This is a genomic window from Variovorax sp. GW458-11-26-14-LB1, assembly GCF_059423965.1.
On record NZ_JBWKYW010000034.1, the window covers coordinates 1 to 24464 of the forward strand.

Consider the following 24464-nt stretch of genomic DNA (forward strand, 5'->3'; position numbering starts at 1 on the left):
CACCACCACCTTGCGAGTAACCACCGCCGCCGCCCCCGCCTTGCGAGTAGCCGCCGTCGTCTTCCGGACCGCCCGACGGGCCGCCCTGGCCCTGGCGGCTGCCCAGCATTTGCATCTGGTCGGCGCGGATTTCGGTGGTGTACTTTTCGATGCCGTCCTTGTCGGTCCACTTGCGCGTGCGCAGCGAACCTTCAACGTACACCTGCGAGCCCTTGCGCAGGTACTGGCCGGCGATTTCGGCCAGGCGGCCGTTGAACACGATGCGGTGCCATTCGGTGGCTTCGCGCATCTCACCGCTTTGCTTGTCTTTCCAGCGATCGGTGGTGGCCACGGTGACGTTTGCGACCTGATCGCCGCTCGGGAAGGTCCGCATTTCGGGGTCGCGCCCCAGGTTGCCGACGACGATGACTTTATTGACCGATGCCATATGCACTGCCCCTGATAAGTAGATGAAGGAGGAGGTTGAGAGGAACCCTCCATTCTGCCTGAGCCGCGACCGGCCCGGCCTCGCCCGGCGCCGGCCAGCCTGGGCGGGGGCGTCCGCCGCCGTCCATCCCCTGGTCATGACAGGCGGGGCCGGCGCCTCTATCATGTCCGGTTGCCCTCGGACGACCGCACCCCTTGAATTCACCCACCACTGAAGACACCCCGGAGCGTGACGCCTACCTTGGCGCCCTGCTCGCCCAGCAGCGCATCAGCATCCGCGGCGCGCGCACCCACAACCTGAAGAACGTCGATCTCGACATTCCGCGCAACAAGCTGGTGGTGATCACCGGCCTGTCGGGCTCGGGCAAGTCGAGCCTGGCGTTCGACACGCTGTATGCCGAGGGGCAGCGGCGCTACGTGGAAAGCCTCTCGGCCTATGCGCGGCAGTTCCTGCAGCTCATGGACAAGCCCGACGTCGACGTGATCGAGGGCCTGTCGCCCGCCATCAGCATCGAGCAGAAGGCCACCAGCCACAACCCGCGCTCGACCGTGGGCACGGTGACCGAGATCCACGACTACCTGCGCCTCTTGTACGCCCGCGCCGGCACGCCCTTCTGCCCCGACCACCACCTGCCGCTGCAGGCGCAGACGGTGTCGCAGATGGTCGACGCGGTGCTGGCCCTGCCCGACGAGCCCCGGCTGATGATCCTGGCACCCGTGGCGCGCGAGAAAAAAGGCGAGTTCCTCGAGCTCTTCACCGAGATGCAGGCCGCCGGCTACGTGCGCTTCCGCGTCGACGGGCAGACCTACGAATACAACGACCTGCCCAAGCTCAAGAAGACCGAGAAGCACGACATCGACGTGGTCATCGACCGCCTGCGCGCGCGCCCCGACATGCAGCAGCGCCTGGCCGAGAGCTTCGAGGCCGCGCTGCGCCTGGCGGAGGGCCGCGCCATTGCGCTGGAGCTGGGTGCAAAGCCGGAAAGCAGCGCCGATGGCGCTGCGGGAGCGCCCGACAAGGAGCACCTGTTCAACGCCAAGTTCGCCTGCCCGATCTGCCACTACTCGCTGTCGGAGCTCGAACCGCGCCTGTTCTCGTTCAATTCGCCCGTGGGCGCCTGCCCGAGCTGCGACGGCCTGGGCCACCGCGAGGTGTTCGACCCGGTGCGCGTGGTGGCGTTTCCGTCGCTGTCGATCGCCAGCGGCGCCATCAAGGGCTGGGACCGCCGCAACGGCTACTACTTCAGCATGGTCGAGAGCGTGGCCAAGCACTACAAGTTCGATGTCGACGCGCCCTTCGAGTCGCTGCCGGCCTCGGTGCAGCAGACGCTGCTGCACGGCTCGGGCGGTGAAGAGATCAAGTTCAACTACACCATGGAGTCGGGCAACTTCGCGGGCAAGAAGCTCACGAAGAAGCATCCCTTCGAGGGGATCATCCCGAACATGACGCGGCGCTACCGCGAGACCGACTCGGTGATGGTGCGCGAAGACCTCGCGCGCTTTCGCAACCAGCAGCCCTGCCCCGACTGCGGCGGCTCGCGGCTGCGGCGCGAAGCGCGCAACGTGTTCCTGGTGGACGACGCCGGGCACGTGGGCGCGAACGGCGGCGAGCCGCCGCGCATGGCCATCTTCGAACTGAGCCACCTCACGCTACGCGACGCCTACGCCTGGTTCAGCACGCTGAAGCTGCGCGGCGCCAAGGCCGACATCGCCGACAAGGTGGTGCGCGAGATCGGCCTGCGCCTGAAATTCCTGAACGACGTGGGCCTCAATTACCTGAGCCTGGACCGCAGCGCCGAGACGCTCTCGGGCGGCGAGGCGCAGCGCATCCGCCTCGCGTCGCAGATCGGCTCGGGCCTCACGGGCGTGATGTACGTGCTCGACGAGCCCAGCATCGGCCTGCACCAGCGCGACAACGACCGCCTCATCGGCACGCTCAAACACCTGCGCGACATCGGCAACAGCGTGATCGTGGTCGAGCACGACGAGGACATGATCCACGCCGCCGACCACGTGATCGACATGGGCCCCGGTGCCGGCGTGCACGGCGGGCGCGTGATGGCCCAGGGCACGTATGCCCAGGTGTCGGCCAACCCCGAGTCGCTCACCGGCCAGTACCTCTCGGGCGTGAAGAAGATCGAGGTGCCCAAGCACCGCACCGCCTGGCTGCCGGCCGTGAAGAAGCCGGCCTTCAACGAAGGCAAGAAACCCTCGCGCTTTCCGCAGAGCCCCGCGGCCGAACGCCGCGCGGCGCGCGAAGCGGCGCACCTGGCTTCGCAGACCGACCTGCAGGAAATTCGCGTGGTCGGCGCCACCGGCAACAACCTGAAGAACGTGAGCGTCGCCTTCCCCGTGGGCCTCTTGACCTGCGTGACCGGCGTCTCGGGCTCGGGCAAGTCGACGCTGGTGAACGACACGCTCTACACCGCCGTGGCGCGCACGCTGTACCGCGCGCACGAAGAGCCGGCCGCGCACGAATCGGTGGAAGGCATCGAGTACTTCGACAAGGTCATCAACGTCGACCAGTCGCCCATCGGCCGCACGCCGCGCAGCAACCCGGCCACCTACACGGGCCTGTTCACGCCGATCCGCGAGCTGATGGCCGAGACCAACACCGCGCGCGAGCGCGGCTACGGCCCGGGCCGCTTCAGCTTCAACGTGGCCGGTGGCCGCTGCGAGGCCTGCCAGGGCGACGGCGTGGTGAAGGTCGAGATGCACTTCCTGCCCGACGTCTACGTGCCCTGCGAGGTCTGCCACGGCCAGCGCTACAACCGCGAGACGCTCGAGGTCCAGTACAAGGGCCGGAACATCGCGCAGATCCTCGAGATGACGGTCGAGGTGGCGCACGAGTTCCTCAAGGCCGTGCCGACCATCGAACGCAAGCTGCGCACGCTGCTCGACGTGGGCCTGAGCTACATCAAGCTCGGCCAGTCGGCCACCACGCTGTCGGGCGGCGAGGCGCAGCGCGTGAAGCTCGCGCTCGAATTGAGCAAGCGCGATACGGGCCGCACGCTCTACATCCTCGACGAGCCGACCACCGGCCTGCACTTCGCAGACATCGAGCTGCTGCTCAAGGTGCTGCACCAGTTGCGCGACGCGGGCAACACCATCGTCGTCATCGAGCACAACCTGGACGTCATCAAGACGGCGGATTGGCTCATCGACATGGGCCCCGAGGGCGGTGCCGGCGGCGGCACGGTGGTGGGCGAAGGCACGCCGGAAGACATCGCGGCGAACGAGGCGAGCCACACGGGGCGCTACCTCAAGCGCCTGCTGTAGCCGCCCCGCCAGCACGAATGCGCGGGCCGCGCCACAATCGCGGCCCATGCCTTCCTTCACGCCGCGCCAGTTCGTTCTTCTCGTGCTCCTCACCCTCGCGTGGGGCTTCAACTGGCCGGTGATGAAACTCGGCGTGGCCGACTACCCGCCGCTGGCTTTCCGCGCGATTTCGATCTGGCTGGGCGTGCCCGTGCTGGCGATCGCGCTGGTGGTGATGAAGGTTCCGTTCCGCGTGCCGCGCAGTGCGTGGCCCGAGCTGGTGTGGCTGGGCGCGACCAACATGTTCGTCTGGCACGCCTGCATCATCCTCGCGGTGAAGGCGCTCTCGGGCGGGCGCGCCGCGATCCTGGGCTACACGATGCCGGTGTTCTCCGCCGTCATCGGCGCGCTGCTGTTCTCGGCCGTGCTCACGCGCCGCGCCTGGACCGGCGTGGGCGCCTGCGCCATCGGCGTCGGGCTGCTGCTGTGGCACGAGCTCACCGACTTCGCGGGCCGCCCCGGCTACGTGGCGCTGGCGCTGGTGGCCGCCGCCACCTGGGCGCTGGGCACGCAGCTGCTGCGCCACACGCGCATCGGCCTGCCCACGCTCACGCTCTCGTTCTGGATGACGGCCATGACGGCCGTGGTGATGACGGTGCTCTCATTGCTGTTCGAGCGCGACCAATGGCGCTCGCCGGGCGCCGTGACCTGGGGATCGATCGCCTACAACGCGGTGCTGATCTTCGGCTTCGCGCACGCAGCCTGGTTCTACCTGGCGCGCGGCCTGCCGCCGGTGGCCTCGACCCTGAGCGTGATGTTCATCCCCGTGCTCGGCGTGTTCAGCGGCGCCGTGTGGCTCGGCGAGGTCGTGCACTGGCAGGACTGGGTGGCGGTGGCGCTGATGATGGTCGCCATCGCCTCGGTGCTCTTGCCTTCACGCAGCAGCAGCAGCAGCGCGAAGGCCTGAGCTCAGGTCGTCGTCTGCACGTGCAGGCGGCTGGTCTTGCAGCGGTGCAGCGCGCGGTAGTGCTCCAGCGGCCGGCCGTTGGCGCCGTAGGCGATCGACTCGATGCGCAGCAGCGGCTCGGGCTGCGGCAGGTCGAGCAGGCGGCAGGTTTCCGCGTCGGGCAGCACGGCGTCGATCCAGCGTTCGGCGCGCACCAGCCGCACGCCGTACTGGCGGCGCAGCACGTCGTACAGCGAGCGGTCGTCCAGCCGCGTGCGGTGCAGGCCCGGCGCCAGGTCGGCCGGCACGGCCGTTTCGACCAGGAGGCGCAGCTCGCCGTCGACACTGCGCAGGCGCTTGAGGCCGACCACCTGCGCGTCTTCGGTGAGGCCGAGCGCGGCGGCTTCCTGCGCGGTGGCGGCGCGCAGCTCCTGCACGAGGATCTGCGTGCGCACCGAGCGGCCCTTGCGTTCCATCTCGTCGGAAAAGCCCAGCACGGTGGAGACGAAGTCTTCGTCGCGTTCGCGCGCCGACACGAAGGCGCCGCGGCCCTTGATCTTGTAGATGAGGTTGTTGCGCACCAGGTCGGCCAGCGCCTCGCGCACCACGATGCGCGAGATGCCGAACTGCTCGCCCAGCTCGGCCTCGGACGGCAGCTTGGCGCCGATGGGCAGCACGCCCTGCAGGATCTGCAGCCGGATGGCGTCGCGGAACTGCGCCCACAGCGGCGATTCGGAGTTGCGGTCGAGCGAGGTCGTCGACACGGTGTCGGGGGCGGTGGAAAGGGTCACGTTAGGTCGGGCCGAGGACGGGGCTGGCCATCAATGATGCATCGAAAGCGGAAGGCGCCGGCTCATTGGCCGCCACCGGCTGCAGGCGCACGCCATGCCGCTCGCGCAGGGCGGCGGCGCAGGCGCTGAGTTCCTGGTGCGCGCGGGCCGCATCCCAGCCGAGGGCTTCGGCGGCCACGCCGGCGATCTCGGCGAGCGCCTCGTCGGTGACCAGCCCGCGGATGGCCAGCAGGGTGCGGCGGATCACGAGGTCGTCCAGGTGCACGACGCCGGTCTCCATGCACAGGTACGAGAGCTCGGCCGCCGAGTACTCGGGCGCATGGCGCAGCGGCGTGTCGCCCGAGGCCGCGAGGCGCTGCGCCAGCGGCAGCGCCTTCGAGCCGTAGCGGCGCAGCAGACCCAGCGCGCGCGCGCGGCCCAGGCCGGAGCCGGCCGTCATCTTGTCGATGAAGCGCTCGGTGGCGGCCGCGTCGGCCGGCAGCTCGGCGCCGCCGCCGATGGGCAGCGACTCGGTCGAGGCGGTGCGCGAGCGGCCCAGGTGGCGCAGCACGTGGTCGGTGGCCTCTTCGGCCAGGGCGCGGAAGGTGGTCCACTTGCCGCCCACGAGGCCGACGATGGGCACGTCGCGCGTGGCGCTCGGCGGGTCGACCACCACCGAGTGATCGCGCGAGATCTGGCCCGGCTTGTCGGCGTCGGAGCGCGCCAGCGGGCGCACGCCGACATAGGTGTAGATCACATGCTGGCGGTCGAAGGCCATGTTCGGGAACACCTCGCGCAGCACGTCGATCAGGTAGTCGATCTCGGCCGGCTCGGTGACGATCTGGTCGGGGTCTTCCACCGGGATGTCGGTGGAACCCACCAGCACGCGGTCGAGGAAGGGATAGACGATGCACACGCGCCCGTCCACCGCCTCGAAGTAGGCCATGCGGCCTTCGAGCGCGTCGCGCAGCGCCGGGTGGTCGAGCACGAGGTGCGAGCCCTTGGTGCCCATCACGCGCGGGCCGGCGCCGCCGAGCACGGCCGCGCTGCGGTCGAGCCAGGCGCCGGTGGCGTTCACCACGGTGTCGGCCGTGACACGCACCAGCGCGCCGGTGATCTCGTCGCGCAGCGTGAGGATGTTGCCCGCGCAGCCCGTCACGCGGCAGTAGTTGGCGGCGGCCGAGCGCGGCTGGTCGCGGCAGGCGTCGCCGATGAGCTCGAGGATCAGCCATTCGGGATGGCTGATCCAGGCGTCGAAGAAGGTGGCGGTCCAACGGATGGCGGCGCGGAACAGGCGGCGGTCGTTGGTGGGCACGCGGCTGATGCGGTGGCCCGGCATCACGCGCTGGCGGCGGCCCAGCAGGTCGTACAGGCGCAGGCCCGCGGCCACGGCCAGCAGGCCGCGCGTGCGCTGCGGCGGCGTGCGCCCGAAGAACTTGAGCGCGCTGCTCAGCAGCCCGCCGAAGAAGCTCGACAGCGGCACCACGGTCTTCAGCGGCTGCACCAGGTGCGGCGCATTGCGCAGCAGCAGGTTGCGCTCGCGTGTGGCCTCGGCCACCAGCGAGAAGCTGCCGTTTTCCAGGTAGCGCAGGCCGCCGTGGATCATGCGCGAGGGCGCGCTGCTGGCGCCGGCGCCGAAGTCGCCCTTGTCGACGATGAGGCAATCGACGCGCTGCAGCGACAGGTCGCGGAACACGCCCACGCCGTTGATGCCGGCGCCGACGATCACCGTCGAAAAGTGGCGACCCTCAAGAGAGGCTGGGCGGACAAAAGGCAGTTGCCACGCGCTCATGACGCACCGCCCGAAAGATGGTTGAAGACAGGAGACATGCGATCGATCAGTTCGTTGAATTCGGCGTTGAAATCGGCATGGGCCCGCGCGTCGCGCGCGTCGGGTTCGATGAGTTCGCAGGGCGCGCGCAGCGGGCTGGCAGGTCCCGCGTCGTCGAGGTCCTGCGACATCGCGGCATAGAGGGCGGCGCCGCGCGCGCCGGTTTCGTCGTCGGCGCAGCGCTCGACCGGATGGCCCAGCAGCGCCGCGAGCAGGCGCACCAGGCGCGCATCGCTGGCGCCGCCGCCCAGCACGCTGGAGGCCGACACCGGCAGGCCCTGCGACGCCAGGCGCGCGGTGTGGCGCGCATGCAGCGCGGCCACGGCATCGACCACGGCGCGCGCCATGTCGGCGGGCGTGTGGTGGCTCTTGAGCCCGACGAAGCCGGCCGTGATGCCACCCCCGCCGTTGATGAAAGGCAGAAAGCGCAGCCCGTTCGCACCGAGCGGCACGCCCATGGCCAGGTCGACCACGGCGCGCGCATCAGGCAGCCCGAGCGCGCCGGCCAGCCACGCGATGTTGGCCATCGACGAGGGGCTGTTCTCCATGTACAGGCGTTCGCGCGTGCGGCCGAAGTTGACGAGCGCGGCAACCTCGGGCTGGGGGTCGATCACCGGGCCGATGACGGCGTTGACGCACCAGGTGCCCAGCACCGACACGGCACGGCCGCGGTCTTCGGCGCCGATGGCGGTCATCGAGGCGAGCAGGTCGATGGCGCCCATCGCCACCGGAATGCCCGCCGGCAGGCCGCACAGCGCCGCCTCGGCCGCGCGCAGCCGGCCCATCGTCTGGCCGCTGGGCACCAGCGGGCCGAAGGCGCGCGGCCCGAGGCCGTCGATGCCCGCGACCTCGAAGGCGAGGTTCGACCAGTCGCCGGTGGCCAGCGAGAGCAGGCCGGCGGTGCTGGCATCGCTCGCGTCGGTGGCGATCTCGCCGGTCAGCAGGAAGCCGAGGTAGTCCTTGGCGAACAGCAGGCGGTGCAGGTCGCCGCGCTGCACGGCGTCGGCGCCCAGCAGCTCGGCCGCGATCACCGTGGGCTGGCCGGGCCAGGGGCGGCAGCCCACGTCCGCGAACAGTCGGTCGCCGTGGCGTGCCGAGAGGGCGAGTGCGCGCGCATCGGCGCGCTGGTCGGTGGAGGCGACGGCGCGGCCGCCCACGAGTTCGTGCTGTGCATCGAGGGCGTACAGGCCCGCGCCGTGGCCGGTGCAGCCGATGGCGCACACGTCCGCCGCGCGCGGGCCGAGCTGGCGCGCCACGTCGCCGAGCACGTGGGTCAGCCCCGCGCGGATCGCCGCCGCGCCCACCTCGCACCCGCCGCCGGGCAGCCGCGCATGCCGCAGGGGCAGGCGCGACACGGCCAGGCTGCGCCCGCCCCCCGCGTCCAGGGCCAGCGCCTTCAGGCTGCTCGAGCCCATGTCGATGCCGATCAGTATTTTGGTCTTCATGTCATAACAGCTTCGGCGGAAAAAAAGGCTGTCACCAGTAGCGTTTCCCCTAGTTATCGGGAGAAACGGCCCGCCATTACATTCTAGCCTGTCATAACAGCTGTCGTGACACCACGGTCCACAGGTCCGCCACGCAACGGCGGGCCGAAAGCTCTGCCAGTCAACGTGAGGAGACAAAGAATGAGGCGTAATTTCCTGAAGTCCGCAGCCGCCGCCGGTATCGGCCTGGCCGGTGCGAGCGCGTTCGCGCAACAGCAAGCCGCAGCCCCCGCGGCAGGTGCCGGCCTGCGCGGCAATGCCAGCGACGTCTACGTGATGAACGTGATGGTCTCGGGCGTCGAGTACTGGTTCCCGGTCTACGAAATGATGAAGCAGCTCGGCCGCACGCTGGGCGTTCGCACCCGCTACACCGGCACGCCGGAGTACGACGTGAACAAGCAGCTCGCATCGTTCGAGCAGGAACTGGCGCGCAAGCCCGCCGGCATCCTGCTGCACCCGATGAACCCCGACCCATTCATCGAACCCATCAACCGCGCCGCCGCGATGGGCATCCCGGTCGTGACCTTCGCGGCCGACTCGCCCAACTCCAAGCGCACCTCGTTCATCACCTCCGACAACGACCGCGAAGGCAACCAGGCCGCCGACGCCATCGCCGCATCGCTCAACGGCAAGGGCGAGTACGCCGTGCTCGAGAACCCGGGCCAGGACAACCACGACCGCCGCATCGCCGCGTTCGTGAACCGCATGAAGGCCAAGCACCCGGGCATGAAGCTGGTCGGCCGCGCCGCCAGCAACCAGGACCCGAACAAGGCCTACCAGGCCGTGCTGAGCCTGGCGCAGGCCAACCCGAACCTGGGCGCGCTGTTCATGCCCGAGGCCAACTCCGCGCTCGGCGCGGCGCAGGCCAAGGTCGAGACCAAGAAGAACATCAAGGTGATGTGCTGCGACGTCAACGCCAAGATCCTGGACATGATCAAGTCGGGCGACGTGTTCGGTGCCATCAACCCGAACCAGGGCATGCAGGGCTACATGGGCATGATGATGCTGTTCCTGGCCAAGAACCCCGGCCTCATCGACCCGATGAACGACGCCAAGCGCAACGGCACGAACCCGATGTCGGTGCCCTTCCTGGACAACGGCCTGGCCGTGGTGAGCAAGGCCAACGCCGACGACTTCTACTGGGACAAGTACCTCGCCCGCCGTGGCACCAAGGGAATCGGCGAGTGAGCACCCCTGCCGCATTGCTTGAACTGCGCGGCATCGCGAAGCGCTTCGGCGCTTCGCGCGCGCTCTCGGGCGTGGACTTCTCGCTGCAGGCCGGCGAGATCCACGCCCTGTGCGGCGAGAACGGCGCGGGGAAGTCGACGCTGATGAACATCATCGACGGCATCCACCAGCCCGACGAAGGCACCATCGCGCTGCACGGCGACACCGTGGTCATCGACGGCCCCGCGCACGCGATGCGCCTGGGCATCGGCCTGGTCCACCAGGAAATCGCCCTGTGCGCCGACGCCACCGTGGCCGAGAACATCTTCATGCCGGAAATCAACGCCGGCCACCAGGCGTGGATGAACTTCTCCGCCTTGAACACGCGCGCCGCCAAGGTGCTGGCGCGCCTGGGCCAGGACATCGACCCGGCCGCGCTGGTGCGCGACCTGAGCATTTCGAGCCAGCAGCTGGTGGAGATCGCCAAGGCGCTCACGCTGGACTGCAAGGTGCTCATCCTCGACGAGCCCACCGCCGCCCTCACCGACAACGAATCGGCCGCGCTCTTCCGGGTGCTGCACGACCTCAAGGCGCAGGGCATCGGCATCATCTACATCAGCCATCGCATGGCCGAGATCTTCACGCACTGCGACCGCGCCACCGTGCTGCGCGACGGGCGCAACGTGCACAGCGGCCCGCTCGAAGGCATGACGCCCGACGAACTGGTGCGCCGCATGGTCGGGCGCGACCTGGGCAACTACTACCCGCCCAAGCAAGCCGGCGCTGCCGATGCGAACACCGGCCCCGTGCTGGAAGTCGACGGCATCGCCGACGACGAGCGCGTGCACGGCATCTCCTTCACGCTGCAGCGTGGCGAGATCCTCGGCATTGCCGGGCTCATGGGCGCCGGGCGCAGCGAGCTGGCCGAGACCGTGTGCGGCCTGCGCCCCGCGCGGCGCGGCGCCGTGCGCCTGAACGGCAAGACGCTGTCGATCCGCAAGTACAGCGACGCGCTGCGCGAAGGCATCGCCTACCTCAGCGAAGACCGCAAGGCGGCCGGCGTTTTCCTCGACCTGCCAATTGCGCAGAACATCTCGTCGATGGCGCTGCGCCGCGTGAGCTCGGCCCTGGGCCTGCTGCAGCGCGCCACCGAGCACCGGCTCGCGGTGCAGCTGGGCGCCAAGCTCAACCTGAAGTCGGACGGCGTGGCGATCGAGGTGTCCAGCCTGTCGGGCGGCAACCAGCAGAAGGTGGCGATCGCCAAGCTGCTGGCCACGCAGCCCGCGGTGCTGCTGATGGACGAGCCCACGCGCGGCGTGGACGTGGGCGCGAAATCCGAGATTCATCACATCCTGCGCGACCTGGCCGACCAGGGCGTGGGCGTGGTGGTGATCTCTTCCGAACTGCCCGAGATCATCGGCCTGTGCGACCGCGCACTGGTGATCCGCGAAGGGCGATTGGCGGGCGAACTGGCCCATGACGAGATGACGGAGGAAGCCCTGCTGCGGCTGGCCTCCGGACTTTGCGAACCCGAAGAGGCAATGGCATGAACTTTCCGACCAGAATCGACGCAGGCGCCGCGGCCACGGCCACGGCCGGCTCCCTGCAACCCCGCCGAACAGGAGACCCCGTGAAGCAGGCCAACAAGCTCACGAGCATGCGCGAGGCCGGGCTGGTGCTGATCATCGTGGCGCTGTGCGTCGCGATGAGCTTCGCATCGCCCTACTTCCTCACCTGGGACAACGTGCGCGCGATGCTGCTGTCCTTCTCCATCGAAGGCATCGTGGTGGTGGGCATGACCATCCTGCTCATCGTCGGCGGCATCGACCTGTCGGTGGGCTCGGTGGTGTGCTTCGCGATGGTGGTGACCGGCAAGCTCTTTCTCATGGGCATGGACCCGTGGCTTGCGAGCCTGGTGGCCATTGGCGCGAGCGGCCTCATCGGCGCCATGATCGGCGGCTGCGTCACGCGCATCGGGCTGAACCACTTCATCGCCTCGCTGGCCTTCATGGTCATCGTGCGCGGCCTGTGCCTGGCGCTCACGCAGGGCACGCCGCAGTCGCTGTTCTCGCTGCCGGCCGAGTTCAAGTTCATCGGCCAGGGCACGCTGTTCGGCGTGCCGGCCGTGATCCTGATCTTCCTGGCCATCGTGATCGTGAGCGACTTCGTGCTGCGCCGCTCCACCCTGCTGCGCCGCGTGTTCTACACCGGCAGCAACGAGAAGGCCGCGCTGTACGCCGGCATCCGCGTGGGCCGCGTGAAGTTCTGGGTCACGGTGCTGTGCTCCGCCTCGGCGGGCCTGGCCGGCGTGATCTACACGGCGCGCTTCGGCGCCGCCACGCCGACCTTCGGCATGGGCATGGAACTCAACGTGATTGCCGCGGCCGTGATCGGCGGCGCCAGCCTCAAGGGCGGCTCGGGCACCGTGCTCGGCGCCGTGCTCGGCCTGGCCCTGCTGTCGGTGGTGACCAGCTCGCTGATCCTGCTCGACGTGTCGCCTTACTGGCAGGACGTGATCAAGGGCTTGATCCTGCTCGCGGCCGTGACCATCGACCACATCCTGAACACGAGAAAGACCAAGCGATGAGCAGCGCAACGCAAATGAAGAAAACCACCCTGGGCCCCTCGGGCATCGAAAGCTCGGCCATCGGCCTGGGCACCTGGGCCATGGGCGGATGGATGTGGGGCGGCGGTGACAACGCCGCTGCCGTGATCGCCATCCAGGCCTCGCTCGATGCGGGTGTGAACCTGATCGACACCGCACCGGCCTACGGCCTGGGCCGCTCCGAGAGCATCGTCGGCACCGCGCTCAAGGGCCGCCGCCACGAGGCCGTGATCGCCACCAAGTGCGGCCTGGTGTGGCACACGCAGCAGGGCACGCACTTCTTCGAGGAAGACGGGCACCCGGTGTACCGCTACCTCGGACGCGATTCGATCTTCCATGAATGCGAAGAGAGCCTGAAGCGCTTGCAGACCGACTACATCGACCTGTACATCACGCACTGGCAGGACCACACGACGCCCGTGGCCGAGACCATGGACGCGCTGCTGGCCCTCAAGAAGCAGGGAAAGATCCGCGCCATCGGCGTGAGCAACGCAACGCCCGAGATCCTGTCGGAGTACCTCAAGCACGGCCCGGTCGATGCGGCGCAGGAGCTCTACAGCCTCATCGACCGCGGCATCGAGACCACGCTGGCGCCGCTGTGCGCCGAGCACAACGTGGCGGTGCTGGGCTACTCGTCGCTGGCGCTGGGCCTGCTGGCCGGCCCCATCGACCCCGCGCGCGAGTTCAAGGGCGACGACCAGCGCGCCACCAACCCACGCTTCAGCGAAGCCAACCGCGCGAAGCTCAAGGCCTTCTTCGACACGCTGGAGCCGCTGCGCACGCACCTGGGCTGCTCCTTCGGCCAGATGATGATCGCCTGGACCGTGGCCCGCGGCACCGTCTCGGTGGCGCTGTGCGGCGCGCGCGTGCGCCAGCAGGCCATTGAAAACGCCGGCGCCGGTGCGGTCGTGCTCGACGGCGAAGCCCTGCAGCTCATCGACGCTGCAGCCAAGCGCCACCTGGACGCGCTCGCCTGAGCGCGCGCATTTCTTCCCTTCCTTTTTCCTCAACACGGAGTTCTTCCTTCATGTCGAAAGACAAGACCGCGCGGCTCAACCGCCTGCTGCACAACGGCCGCTGCCTGGACATCGCCCTGGACCACGGCGTGTGCAACGAACCCACCTTCCTGGACGGCCTGGAGGACATGCCCGGCGTGATCGACAAGCTCGTGGCCGCAAAGCCCGACGCGATCCAGCTCAACTACGGGCAGTCCGACCTGCTGCAGGACCGGCCCGGGCGCGATCGCCCCGCGCTGGTGATGCGCCTGGACATGGGCAACCCCTACAACGCCGTGCACCACCGCGTGATGTGGGCCGTGCTGCAGAACCAGGACGACCCGGTGCTGCCCGCCGTGCAGCGGGACGCGGCCTGCGTGGTCGTCAACCTGTTCATGCTGCCCGACGAGCCCGACCTGTTCCGCCAGTGCGTGCAGAACATCGCCCGCGTGCGCGCCGACTGCGACCGCTACGGCATGCCGCTCATGATCGAGCCGCTCGTGATGCAGGCGCCCACCGCCACCAGCCGCTACATGGTGGACGGCGACGCCGAGAAGATCGTCACGCTCACGCGCCTGGCGCGCGAGATGGGCGCCGACATCGTCAAGGCCGACCCCACCACCGACGCCACCGACTTCCACCGCGTGGTGCAGGCCGCGCGTTGCCCCGTGCTCGTGCGCGGCGGCGGGCGCGAAGACCTGCAGCAGGTGTTCGCGCGCTCGCGCGTGCTCCTGGACCAGGGCGCCGTCGGCATGGTGTACGGCCGCAACGTCTACCAGCACGCCAACCCCTCGGCGGTGGTGAGCGCACTGATGGCCATGATCCACGACGGTGCCAGCGCCGAAGCGGCCTGGAATCTCTACGAATCGGGCGGCGTGAAGTAACAGCGCCCAGGCGCTGACGCCTTCCACCCGGAAGGCGCCGGCGCCAACCAGCGGGAGAGCAAGACAGAAGAAGAAGTGGACGGCGGACAACGCATGCGTTGCCCGCCGGGGGCGCGCCTGCGCGTGCGCTTTCCCTGCAAGCGACCGAGTGACTCGAGAGAACCAAGGACAAGAGGGTTCCCTGCGAACTTCAAACAACCTGGAGGCGACGATGAAGATCCGGTATTTCCTGATGGCGTTCCTGGTGCCGTGCGTCACATTGCTGACGCATGCGGCAATCACCGGGGTCAGTCCGATGACGACCCTCAACAAGATGGCCACGGCGGCTGCCGCTGTCGTGGCCGACCCGCTCCCGCTGCAGGGACCGGGCCTGGGCAACCTCACCTACACCTCGGCGGAACTGTTCAAGCCGGTGTCGATGATCACCAGCGCCGCGCACCCGCTCGACCCGGCGCACAGCGATGCCTACGAGGCGCGCGACGTGCCCGCCACGTACCCGGGCCGCAAGGACTACGGCATGAACGCCGGCATCATGGTCAACGGCTACTTCCTCACCTCCTTCGCGCCGGACAGCGGCCTCGGCCCGGGCGGCTTCCTGCTGTACGACGTGTCGAACCCGCGCCAGATCAGGCTCGTCAAGAAGATCTACGAGCCCGATGACGCGACAGGCGGCCGCACCAAGGAATTCCGCGAGACGCATTCCTTCGGCACCGCGAAGATCGGCGGCAAGACCTACGTCGTGCTGCCCAGCATCAACGGCGTCGAGTTCTGGGACTTCACCGACATCAACGACATCAAGCAGGTGAAGAAGCTGGTGCTGCCCGGCGTCAACTCGGGCGACTACGAGAACGTGTCCTGGCAGCTGTGGTGGCAGGCGCCCTACCTGTACGTGGCCTCGGCCGGCCGGGGCATGTTCATCGTCGACGCGACGGACCCCGCGAACGCGGTGGTCGCCAACCGCGGCGCCGGCAAGCCCAACCCGGTGCCCACCGGCGAGCTCGGCGGCTTCCGGCTCGGCCCGATCTTCACGATGGGCAACCACATGGTGCTGACCGCAATGGAAAGCAACGGCGGTTTCGCGAGCCTGGACATCTCCGACCCGCTCAACCCCAAGGTGCTCGATTCCATCGCCGGCGCCACGCCGTTCTATTACGCGACCTGCTTCGACGGCAAGAGCGTGCACGCCTCCGCGCGCGGCAGCGGCGCCAAGATGTACAGCTACGACCTGAGCGACCGCTCGCGCTTCGTGGCCGAGGACAACCGGCTCGTCATCGACGAGCAGCTGTACTGCGCCACGCAGGACAACTACGTCATCCAGGGGGCGCAGACCCGCATCCACAAGGTGGACGTGAGCAACCCGCTCAACCACGTGGAGGTGGGCCGCGGCAGCATCCTGCGCGAGGACGACCCGAACTTCTCGCATTCGGACAACGGCCAGGTCGCGATGTTCGGCAACCTCGTCTTCGTGGGCAACGACCACGGCTCGGGCAGCGGCTTCGTCGTGCACGCGGTGGACCCCGACACCACCAAGCCCGAAGTGAAGCAGGTCTCGCCCGCCAACGGTGCGAAGCAGCAGGCCCTCAGCTCGCGCATCGGCCTGGGCATGACCGACAACATCCTGCCGGAGAGCGTGAACAGCAACACCTTCATCGTGCGCCCGGTGGGCGGCAACACGCTGGCGGGCACCTACAGCGTGCAGCTGGGCATCGTCAACTTCCATCCCGCGCAGCCGCTGCTGCCGGGCACCAGCTATGAGGTGTTCCTGCCGGCCAACGGCGTGAAGGACTATGCGGGCAACGCCATCGGCGCCGACTACCGCTCCACCTTCAACACCGGCAACGCCAGCGACATCAACCTGATGCACCACTGGCCGCTGACGGGCAACCTGGGCGACCAGATCGGCGCCAACAACGGCACGCCCGCCACCGGCGACGCGTTCGAGAGCATCGGTCTGAACTTCGCGAACCGCACCGCGGGCGTGCCGCTGAAGAACGACACCGTGGCCAGCGCGCTGGGTGGAACCGCCTCGCTGAGCTTCTACATGAAGACCACGCAGGCCGGCGCTGCCAACTCGTGGACCGCGCCCGGCATCTTCGGTCGCGACCAGTCGGGCGGCACCGACGACGTGTTCTGGGGCTGGCTGGACACCGGCGGGCGCATCAAGCTCTCGGTGGGCAATGACGGCGGCACCACCTCCACCGCGGCCGTGAACGACGGCAACTGGCACCACGTCGTGCTCACGCGCGACGCGGCTTCGGGCGCGCAGGCGGTGTACGTCGACGGAGTGAAGACCACATCGACCGGGCCGACCGGCACCAAGGGCCTGTCGACCAAGTTCCAGGTCATGGGCCAGATCCAGGGCAACACCGCGCTCTTCAAGGGCACGCTGGCCGAGGTGCGCGTGTACGGCCGCGTGCTCGGCCAGGCCGAGGTGGACACGCTGCGCGGCCAGGCCATCATCGGCGACCCGGGCCTGGGCGGCGGGCCCAAGCTGGTCAACGGCCAGCTGAGCTTCAACCCCGCGACGCTCGGCGCCAGCGGCGTGCAGTTCCGCTGGAACTTCGGCAACGGCACGCAGACGGCGTTCTCGAACCAGCCCAACGCCAGCTACACCTACACCACCCCGGGCCACTACACGGTGACCCTGACGGTGAAGGACAGCAGCGGCCGCGAGACCTACTACACCTACAACGTGACCGTCATCGCGCCGGTCACCGCGACCGCGCCCACGCACACGACCAACATCGTGGGCGATGCGAGCCGGGTGTACTCGGTGAACCCCGACAGCGGCACGGTGGCCGCCATCGACGCGCAGACCCTCGCCAAGCTGTGGGAAGTGCGCGTGGGCGACGAGGCCAAGACGCTGGCCGTCGGCCCCGACGGCCGCATCTGGGTCGCGGTGCAGGGCGAGGACAAGCTGGTGGCGCTCAACGCCGCCGACGGCTCGCAGTCGGTGTCGGTGCCGCTGGCCTACGGCAGCGGCCCGTACGGCGTGGCCTTCACGCCCAACGGCGCCAAGGGCCTGCTCACGCTGGAAAGCAAGTCGGTGCTCATGAGCTTCGACCCCAGCAACGGCGCCACCACCGGTGCGCTGGCGCTCGAGGGCGGCGTGCGCGGCATCGCCGTGAGCGCCGACTCGCAGGTGGCCTACGTCACGCGCTTCAAGTCGAAGATGACGGGCGGCCAGTTGCACAAGGTGAACCTGCAGTCGCTGACCGCGCTGCAGACCATCCCGCTGCCGGTGGACACCACGACCGTCGACACCGAGAGCCGCGCGCGCGGCGTGGCCAACTACCTGAGCCAGGTGGTGATCTCGCCCGACGGATCGCGCGCCGTGCTGCCGTCGAAGAAGGACAACATCGTGCGCGGCCGCTTCCGCGACGGCAAAGACCTGCCACACGACCAGACGGTGCGCTCCATCCTGTCGCAGGTGAACCTGCAAAGCGCCGCCGAGGTGTTCTCCGAGCAGATCGACTTCGACGACCGCGCCCCCGCGCGCGCCGCGCTGTATTCGCCGGCCGGCGACTACCTGTTCGTGGCGCAGATGGAAGGCAACCGCGTCGCCATCGTCGACAGCTACACCCGCGCGATTCGCGGCGAGATCAACGCCAGCAGCGCCCCGCACGGCCTGTACCTCGATGCGGCGCGCAAGCGGTTGTTCGTGAACAACTTCCTGGCGCGCTCGGTGTCGGTGCACGACGTGGCGAAGGTGCTGTCGGCCGAGACCAACGCGGCGATCTTCCTGCAGAACGTGGCCACCGTGGCGCAGGAGCCGATGGCGGCCGCGGCGCTGCGCGGCAAGCAGGTGTTCTACAACGCGGCCGACCGGCGCATGAGCAAGGACAACTACATCTCCTGCGCCAGCTGCCACGCGGACGGCGGCGACGACGGCATGGTGTGGGACTTCACCCAGCGCGGCGAAGGCCTGCGCCGCACCATCAGCCTGCAGGGGCGGCGCGGCACCAGCCACGGCAAGCTGCACTGGACGGCCAACTTCGACGAAGTGCAGGACTTCGAGAACGACATCCGCAACGAGTTCGGCGGCACCGGCTTCCTGAGCAACGCCGACTGGGCCGCCACGCAGGCCCCGCTGGGCGCCCCGAAGGCCGGCAAGAGCGCGCAGTTGGACGACCTGGCCGTGTACCTGGGTTCGCTCAACAAGTACATGCGCAGCCCGGCACGCGCCGCGGACGGCAGCCTGAGCGTGGACGCGGTGCGCGGACAGACCGTGTTCAACACGGCCCAGTGCGCCACCTGCCACACGGGCGCCACCTTCCGCGACGGGTTGCGGCACGACGTGGGCACCATCCAGGCCTCGTCGGGCAAGGGCAGCAACCAGCCGCTGGCGGGCGTGGGCTTCGACACGCCGACCCTGTCGGGCACCTGGAACACCACCGCGTTCTTCCACAACGGCCAGGCGGCCACGCTCCAGGACCTGCTCGCGGGCGGCCACGGCAACGCCTCCAGCCTGCCGGCGAACGACGTGGTGGCGCTGCGCGAGTACGTGCGCTCGCAGGACACCGCCCCGGCGGTGGTCACGCGGCTGCGCTCCGACCTCAACCCGACGATGTGCGTGAACATCAAGGGCGCCTCGACCACCAGCGGCGCGACGGCGGTGCAATGGCCGTGCGGCAACGCGGGCAACGAGAAGTTCACGATGACGCCCGTCACCGGCGGCTACGTGCAGTTCATCGCCGAGCACAGCGGCCTGTGCCTGGCACAGAACGGCACGGCGACCACAAACGCGGCCGTGGTGCAGGTGGCCTGCTCGTCGGGCAACACGGCGCAGTGGAGCCTGGTGGGCGGCACGGTGCGCAACCGCGCCTCGGGTTCGTGCCTGGACGTGCCGAACGGCTCGACCACGCAGGACACGGCGCTGATCACCTGGACTTGCAACGGCGGCAACAACCAGAACTGGACGCAGCTGCCCTAAGCCCTGCGCTTCGCGCCTGACCCCAGGCCGGCCGTTTCGACGGCCGGCCTTTTTTTCGTCTGGCGCATGACCTCCCGCGTCATGGATTCGATGCACCCGTTCTGGAACAGTGGGTCCATCGATTCACCAACCAGGAGAAAAAACCATGACCGGCTTCAACATCCTTCCGCTCGCCGTCGCCCTGCTGATCGGCATTGCCGCACTGGGTTCGTGCATCGGCATCGCGCTGGTGGGCCAGAAGTTTCTCGAAGGGACGACGCGCCAGCCCGAGCTGGTCGACACGCTGCAGACCAAGTTCTTCCTGGTCGCGGGCGTGACCGACGGCGCCTTCATCATCGCAACGGGCATCGGCCTCTGGTTCGCGACGGCCAGCCCCTTCGGTTGACGTTTGCGTAACCTTTGGCGAGGGTCCGGCGCGGCGAAGGCGACACGGTTCACTGGCACCATTCGTGCTAGTACCGTTGACACCGAATTGTTTACGGCTAAAGTATTTAACTATCAACAGTTCAGTTGTCTCAACCCTTCCCTAGCCGGAGAACCCGATGCGCCCCACGTTCCTGAAATCGCCCGCGCTGCCGCGCACCCTGATCTCGCTGCTGCTGTGCGGCGCCGCCCTCGGGGCTTCGGTGTCGGCCGTGGCCGCGCCGGTCAAGGTGGGTTTGGCCCTTGACATCTCGGGGCCTTTCGCGGCCCTGGGCGCCGAGGCGCGCGACGGCTTCGCGCTCGGCATCAAGCAGCTGAACGGCAAGCTCGGCGGGCAGGACGTGGAGTTCGTGCAGGCCGACATGGCCGGCAGCCCCGACCAGGCCAAGCAGCTGGTCGACCGCATGATCCAGCGCGACAAGATCGACATCTTCAGCGGCCCCATCGGCTCCAACGTGGCGCTGGCCGTGGGCCCGACGCTGTTCAACGCCAAGGTGCCCTACCTCTCGGCCAACGCCGGCCCGAGCCAGTTCGCCGGTGCGCAGTGCAGCCCCTACTTCTTCGGCACCGCCTACCAGAACGACCAGTTCCACGAGGCCGCCGGCAAGTTCGCACAGGACCGCGCGTTCAAGAAGATCGTGCTCATCGCCCCCAACTACCCGGCCGGCAAGGATGCGCTCGGCGGCTTCAAGCGCCAGTTCAAGGGCCAGGTGGCCGACGAGCTGTACACCAAGCTGGGCCAGATCGACTACGCCGCCGAACTCGCGCAGCTGCGCGCGGCCAAGCCCGACTCGATCTACTTCTTCCTGCCCGGCGCGATGGGCATCAACTTCATCAAGCAGTTCGTGGGCGCGGGCCTGTCCAAGGACATCACGCTGGTCACCAGCGGCTTCTCGGCCGACGAGGACGTGATCGGCGCCGTGGGCGAACCGATGCTCGGCCTGTTCAACACCTCGCACTGGGCGCACGACCTGGACAACGCCGCCAACAAGGCCTTCGTGGCCGCCTTCCGCAAGGAATACAACGGCCGCTACCCGTCGGTGTACGCCGCGCAGGCCTATGACGCGATCCTCGCGATGGACGCCGCCGTGAAGCAATCGGGTGGCAACGCGCAGAACCGCGACGCCGTGGTCGCCGCCCTGAAGAAGGCCAACTACGCCTCGACGCGCGGCACCTTCAAGTACGCCAACAACCACTTCCCCATCGAGAACTTCTACCTGCGCGTGATCGGCAAGGACGCGCAAGGCAAGGTGACGAACAAGCTGATCAACACCGTGCTGACAAGCTACGGCGACAGCTACGCCAGCAAGTGCAACATGAAGTGATGCGGCTCGTCTTTCCATGAGCGGCATCCTCGTCCTCGAGCAATTGCTCAACGGCATCGGCTACGGCCTGATGCTCTTTCTTCTGGCGGCGGGCCTCACGCTGGTGTTCGGCATCATGGACGTGCTGAACCTGGCGCACGGCTCGCTGTTCATGGCCGGCGCCTACGTGGCGGCCGAGGCGCACACGCGCACCGGCTCGTTCGCCGCCGCCATCGTGGTGGCGGTGCTCGTCACCGTGGTGGTGGCGCTGCTCATCGAGGTGCTGCTGATGCGCCGCCTCTACAAGCGCGACCACCTGGCGCAGGTGCTCGCCACCTTCGGCGTGATCCTGGTGGCCGACGACATCGTCAAGATGATCTGGGGCCCCTCGCCCGTGATGGCACCCACGCCGGCCGCGCTCTCGGGCCCGGTCGAGCTGATGGACGGCCTGCCCTACCCCTCGTACCGCCTCGTGGTGCTCGCAGGCGGCCTGCTGATGGCGCTGGCGCTGTACGTGCTGGTGAACCACACGCGCATCGGCATGCGGGTGCGCGCGGGCGCGTCCGACCGGCCGATGGCCGAGCTGATGGGCGTGCGCGTGGGCCGCATCTTCAACGGCGTGTTCCTGCTCGGCGCGGCGCTGGCCGCGCTGGCCGGCGCGCTCATGGGCCCGATCGTCGCGGTGCAGGTGGGCATGGGCGAAGCCATCCTGATCCCGGCGCTGGTGGTTCTGGTGATCGGCGGCATCGGCTCGGTTCGCGGCGCCTTCGTGGCCGCGCTGCTGGTCGGCGTGGTCGACACCATCGGCCGCGCCTTCGTGCCGATGCTGCTGCGCGCCACGCTGCCGCCCGCCACGGCGGCCGACCTGGGGCCGCTGTTCGCCGAGGTGGCGATGTACGCGCTCATGGTCGTCGTCCTGATCTTCCGGCCCTCGGGCCTCTTCTCCGCCCGCGCATGAAACCCTCGTCACGCACCTTCGGCCTCGGGCTGCTCCTCGTGGCGCTCGCGGCCTTTCCGCTGGTCGCGCCGCTGTTCGGGCTCGACTTCTACATCGGCTTCGTGCGGCGCGTGCTCGTCGTCGCACTGGCCGCCGCGAGCCTGAACTTCATCCTCGGCTTCGGCGGCATGGTGGCGCTCGGGCACGCGGGCTTCATCGGCATGGGCGCCTACACGGTGGTGGCGCTCAGCGACGCCGGCGTGATGTCGGCCTGGATCCTGTGGCCGATGGCCGCGCTGGTGGCCGGCCTCGTCGCCGCGCTGATCGGCACGGTGGCGCTGCGCACGCGCGGCGTGTACTTCATCATGACCACGCTGGCCTTCGCGCAGATGCTGTACTTCGTCGTCGTGTCGCTGCGCAAGTACGGCGGCGACGACGGCTACACGCTGATGTCGCGCCCCACGCTGCTGCCGGGCCTGGACCTGGGCAACGAGTCGACCTTCTATTGGGTGGTGCTCGTGGTGGTGGCGCTCGCGCTGTGGTGGCTGCACCGCGCCACGCAGGCGCGCTTCGGCCATGCGCTGATGGGCATCCGCGACAACGAGACGCGCATGCGCGCACTGGGCTACCCGGTGTTCCGGCTGCAGCTCGTGGCCTTCGCCATCGCCGGCGCGATCGCCGGGCTGGCCGGCGCGCTGCTGGCCGGTGGCAACGGCTTCGTGAGCCCCGCGACCATGCACTGGACGCAGTCGGCCACGCTGGTGGTGATGGTCGTCATCGGCGGCCTGGGCCGCAGCTGGGGCGGGCCGGTGGGCGCCGTGGTCTGGCTGGTGCTCGAGGAAGCGCTCAAGCAGCACACCGAGCACTGGCACATGCCGCTGGGCCTGCTGCTGATCGCCGTCGCCCTCTGGGCTCCGCGCGGCCTGGCCGCACTGTCGACGAAACGCCGCACGGTCGCAGCAGCAGCGGCTTCCGCTGCAACGGCCGCAGGGAGCGCCAAGCCATGAGCCTGTTCAGAATCGAAGGGTTGGTCAAGCGCTTCGGCGGCCTGCTGGCGACCGACCACGTGAGCCTCACGGTGGAGCGCGGCGAGGTGCATGCGCTCATCGGTCCCAACGGCGCGGGCAAGACCACGCTGGTGAACCTCATCACCGGCCTGCTGGAGGCCGACGCGGGCCGGCTGATGCTCGACGGGCAGGACATCACGGCCTACAAGGACCACCAGCGCGTGGCCGCCGGCATGTCGCGCTGCTTCCAGGTGACGCGCGTGTTCGCCAAGGAAACGGTGCACGACAACCTGATGCTCGCGGCGCAGGCCCATGCAGGGAGCAGCCTGCGTTTCCTGGCACCGCGTGCGAACGAACGCGACCTGGTCGACCGCGCCCACGCGCTGGCCGAACGCGTGGGCCTGGGCAGCGAACGCCACCGCATCGCGGGCACGCTGCCGCATGGCGCGCAGCGCGCGCTCGACGTGGCGCTGGCACTGGCCGCCGAACCCAAGCTGCTGCTGCTCGACGAGCCGATGGCCGGCATGGGCCCCGACGAATCGGCGCGCATGGTCGATCTGATCGAATCGCTGCGCGCCTCGATGGCCATCCTGCTCATCGAGCACGACATGGACGCCGTGTTCCGCCTCGCCAACCGGCTCACGGTGCTGGTGCAGGGCAAGGTGCTGATGAGCGGCACGGCCGACGAAGTGCGGGGCCACCCCGATGTGCAAGCCGTGTACCTCGGCACCGAAGCGGAAGGACACGCATGAGCACGACGACCACGACATCCACCCTGCTCGAGGCCACCGCCATCGAGGCCGGCTACGGCGCCAGCCAGGTGCTGTTCGGCATCGACGTGCGCGTCGGTGCGGGCGAAGTGATGGCGCTGCTGGGCCGCAACGGCATGGGCAAGAGCACGCTGCTGAAGGTGCTGACCGGCACGATCGCGCCGATGCGCGGCGGCGTGCAGTTCTGCGGCGCGGCCATCGGCGGCCACCGGCCCGACGCCATCGCGCGGCGCGGCATGGCCATCGTGCCCGAGGGGCGCCATGTGTTCCCCAACCTCAGCGTGGACGAGCACCTGCGCGCCTTCGCGCGGCCCCGCCCCGGCAGCGCGCCGCGCTGGACCGTGGAGGCGCTGTACAAGCTCTTTCCGCGCCTGTCGGAGCGCAAGGCCAACGCGGGCAACCAGCTCTCGGGCGGCGAGCAGCAGATGCTGGCCATTGCGCGCGCGCTGTCGACGCACCCGCGCCTGCTGATCCTGGATGAAGCCACCGAGGGCCTGGCCCCGGTGATCCGCGAGGAGATCTGGCACTGCATCGCCACGCTGAAGTCCGAAGGCGAAGCGATCCTGGTGGTCGACAAGTACGTGCAGCGCCTGCTGCCGTTGGCCGACCGCCATGTGATCCTCGAACGCGGGCGCGTGGTGTGGCAGGGTGACTCGGCCGCGCTCGATGCCGACCGGTCGCTGTGGACGCGCTACCTGGGCGTGTAAGCCTTCGCTCGTTCGTC

General features: G+C 69.0%; 18 protein-coding genes. 14 read left to right on the forward strand and 4 right to left on the reverse strand.

Translation table 11 applies throughout. The annotated features are described in order from the left end of the window. On the reverse strand, positions 1-427 hold a 427-nt coding region (ssb, locus tag AC07YS_RS20900; protein WP_495275728.1), incomplete at its 3' end, for a single-stranded DNA-binding protein. Positions 428-621: 194 nt separating this feature from the next. Between ssb and uvrA the strand changes: the two genes are divergently transcribed. Together uvrA and AC07YS_RS20910 are read left to right on the forward strand one after the other, a co-directional pair. Further along, on the forward strand, positions 622-3705 hold the full coding sequence (gene uvrA / locus AC07YS_RS20905) for an excinuclease ABC subunit UvrA (protein ID WP_495268993.1): 3084 nt from the start codon (positions 622-624) through the stop codon (positions 3703-3705). A gap of 46 nt (positions 3706-3751) precedes the next feature. Next, the gene (locus AC07YS_RS20910) at positions 3752-4651 is read left to right on the forward strand and encodes a DMT family transporter (RefSeq protein WP_493195466.1); all 900 of its coding nucleotides are present in this window, start codon (positions 3752-3754) and stop codon (positions 4649-4651) included. A gap of 2 nt (positions 4652-4653) precedes the next feature. On the opposite strand, the gene AC07YS_RS20915 is transcribed toward AC07YS_RS20910, so the two are convergent. From AC07YS_RS20915 to AC07YS_RS20925, 3 genes are read right to left on the reverse strand one after another with little or no spacing between them, the layout of a single operon-like run. After that, positions 4654-5421: a GntR family transcriptional regulator gene (locus AC07YS_RS20915; protein ID WP_172438465.1), complete on the reverse strand. Its 768-nt coding sequence runs from the start codon at positions 5419-5421 to the stop codon at positions 4654-4656. Between the two features lies 1 nt (position 5422). Beyond that, the gene (locus AC07YS_RS20920) at positions 5423-7192 is read right to left on the reverse strand and encodes a glycerol-3-phosphate dehydrogenase/oxidase (protein WP_390347173.1); all 1770 of its coding nucleotides are present in this window, start codon (positions 7190-7192) and stop codon (positions 5423-5425) included. Further along, positions 7189-8676 (reverse strand): xylulokinase, encoded by a 1488-nt coding sequence (locus tag AC07YS_RS20925; protein ID WP_495268992.1) that lies wholly within the window; start codon positions 8674-8676, stop codon positions 7189-7191. The genes AC07YS_RS20920 and AC07YS_RS20925 overlap by 4 nt, the downstream gene beginning before the upstream one ends. 180 nt (positions 8677-8856) lie before the next feature. Between AC07YS_RS20925 and AC07YS_RS20930 the strand changes: the two genes are divergently transcribed. From AC07YS_RS20930 to AC07YS_RS20985, 12 genes are all read left to right on the forward strand, one after another. Continuing rightward, on the forward strand, positions 8857-9903 hold the full coding sequence (locus AC07YS_RS20930) for a substrate-binding domain-containing protein (RefSeq protein ID WP_056584185.1): 1047 nt from the start codon (positions 8857-8859) through the stop codon (positions 9901-9903). Then, the gene (locus AC07YS_RS20935; RefSeq protein ID WP_495268991.1) at positions 9900-11432 is read left to right on the forward strand and encodes a sugar ABC transporter ATP-binding protein; all 1533 of its coding nucleotides are present in this window, start codon (positions 9900-9902) and stop codon (positions 11430-11432) included. The genes AC07YS_RS20930 and AC07YS_RS20935 overlap by 4 nt, the downstream gene beginning before the upstream one ends. Beyond that, the gene (locus tag AC07YS_RS20940; RefSeq protein WP_070063424.1) at positions 11429-12469 is read left to right on the forward strand and encodes an ABC transporter permease; all 1041 of its coding nucleotides are present in this window, start codon (positions 11429-11431) and stop codon (positions 12467-12469) included. The genes AC07YS_RS20935 and AC07YS_RS20940 overlap by 4 nt, the downstream gene beginning before the upstream one ends. A 14-nt stretch (positions 12470-12483) precedes the next feature. Continuing rightward, positions 12484-13464, forward strand: a complete 981-nt coding sequence (locus tag AC07YS_RS20945; protein WP_495268990.1) for an aldo/keto reductase — start codon at positions 12484-12486, stop codon at positions 13462-13464. Positions 13465-13514: 50 nt separating this feature from the next. Then, positions 13515-14366: a class I fructose-bisphosphate aldolase gene (locus tag AC07YS_RS20950; RefSeq protein ID WP_070063426.1), complete on the forward strand. Its 852-nt coding sequence runs from the start codon at positions 13515-13517 to the stop codon at positions 14364-14366. A 211-nt stretch (positions 14367-14577) separates the two neighbouring features. Next, entirely contained in the window at positions 14578-19299 is a 4722-nt protein-coding gene (locus AC07YS_RS20955) for an Ig-like domain-containing protein (RefSeq protein WP_495268989.1), read from the forward strand. A 145-nt stretch (positions 19300-19444) separates the two neighbouring features. Then, on the forward strand, positions 19445-19684 hold the full coding sequence (atpE, locus tag AC07YS_RS20960; RefSeq protein WP_062476044.1) for a F0F1 ATP synthase subunit C: 240 nt from the start codon (positions 19445-19447) through the stop codon (positions 19682-19684). Between the two features lie 157 nt (positions 19685-19841). Further along, on the forward strand, positions 19842-21047 hold the full coding sequence (locus tag AC07YS_RS20965; RefSeq protein WP_447740380.1) for an ABC transporter substrate-binding protein: 1206 nt from the start codon (positions 19842-19844) through the stop codon (positions 21045-21047). 16 nt (positions 21048-21063) lie between these two features. Continuing rightward, on the forward strand, positions 21064-21984 hold the full coding sequence (locus AC07YS_RS20970; RefSeq protein WP_062476050.1) for a branched-chain amino acid ABC transporter permease: 921 nt from the start codon (positions 21064-21066) through the stop codon (positions 21982-21984). Beyond that, positions 21981-22970 (forward strand): branched-chain amino acid ABC transporter permease, encoded by a 990-nt coding sequence (locus AC07YS_RS20975; RefSeq protein WP_492733465.1) that lies wholly within the window; start codon positions 21981-21983, stop codon positions 22968-22970. Before AC07YS_RS20970 ends, AC07YS_RS20975 begins: the two co-directional genes overlap by 4 nt. After that, positions 22967-23722, forward strand: coding sequence for an ABC transporter ATP-binding protein (locus AC07YS_RS20980; protein ID WP_495268988.1), 756 nt, complete (start codon positions 22967-22969; stop codon positions 23720-23722). Before AC07YS_RS20975 ends, AC07YS_RS20980 begins: the two co-directional genes overlap by 4 nt. Continuing rightward, entirely contained in the window at positions 23719-24447 is a 729-nt protein-coding gene (locus AC07YS_RS20985; protein WP_062476058.1) for an ABC transporter ATP-binding protein, read from the forward strand. Before AC07YS_RS20980 ends, AC07YS_RS20985 begins: the two co-directional genes overlap by 4 nt. Positions 24448-24464 lie beyond the last annotated feature (17 nt).

Excerpts from the sequence above, each read along its gene's own strand:
- AC07YS_RS20910 (WP_493195466.1), top strand. The coding sequence starts at position 3,752 with ATGCCTTCCTTCACGCCGCGCCAGTTCGTTCTTCTCGTGCTCCTCACC.
- AC07YS_RS20920 (WP_390347173.1), bottom strand. The coding sequence starts at position 7,192 with ATGAGCGCGTGGCAACTGCCTTTTGTCCGCCCAGCCTCTCTTGAGGGT.
- AC07YS_RS20925 (WP_495268992.1), bottom strand. The coding sequence starts at position 8,676 with ATGAAGACCAAAATACTGATCGGCATCGACATGGGCTCGAGCAGCCTG.
- AC07YS_RS20930 (WP_056584185.1), top strand. The coding sequence starts at position 8,857 with ATGAGGCGTAATTTCCTGAAGTCCGCAGCCGCCGCCGGTATCGGCCTG.
- AC07YS_RS20940 (WP_070063424.1), top strand. The coding sequence starts at position 11,429 with ATGAACTTTCCGACCAGAATCGACGCAGGCGCCGCGGCCACGGCCACG.
- AC07YS_RS20945 (WP_495268990.1), top strand. The coding sequence starts at position 12,484 with ATGAAGAAAACCACCCTGGGCCCCTCGGGCATCGAAAGCTCGGCCATC.
- AC07YS_RS20950 (WP_070063426.1), top strand. The coding sequence starts at position 13,515 with ATGTCGAAAGACAAGACCGCGCGGCTCAACCGCCTGCTGCACAACGGC.
- AC07YS_RS20955 (WP_495268989.1), top strand. The coding sequence starts at position 14,578 with ATGAAGATCCGGTATTTCCTGATGGCGTTCCTGGTGCCGTGCGTCACA.
- atpE (WP_062476044.1), top strand. The coding sequence starts at position 19,445 with ATGACCGGCTTCAACATCCTTCCGCTCGCCGTCGCCCTGCTGATCGGC.
- AC07YS_RS20965 (WP_447740380.1), top strand. The coding sequence starts at position 19,842 with ATGCGCCCCACGTTCCTGAAATCGCCCGCGCTGCCGCGCACCCTGATC.
- AC07YS_RS20970 (WP_062476050.1), top strand. The coding sequence starts at position 21,064 with ATGAGCGGCATCCTCGTCCTCGAGCAATTGCTCAACGGCATCGGCTAC.
- AC07YS_RS20975 (WP_492733465.1), top strand. The coding sequence starts at position 21,981 with ATGAAACCCTCGTCACGCACCTTCGGCCTCGGGCTGCTCCTCGTGGCG.
- AC07YS_RS20980 (WP_495268988.1), top strand. The coding sequence starts at position 22,967 with ATGAGCCTGTTCAGAATCGAAGGGTTGGTCAAGCGCTTCGGCGGCCTG.
- AC07YS_RS20985 (WP_062476058.1), top strand. The coding sequence starts at position 23,719 with ATGAGCACGACGACCACGACATCCACCCTGCTCGAGGCCACCGCCATC.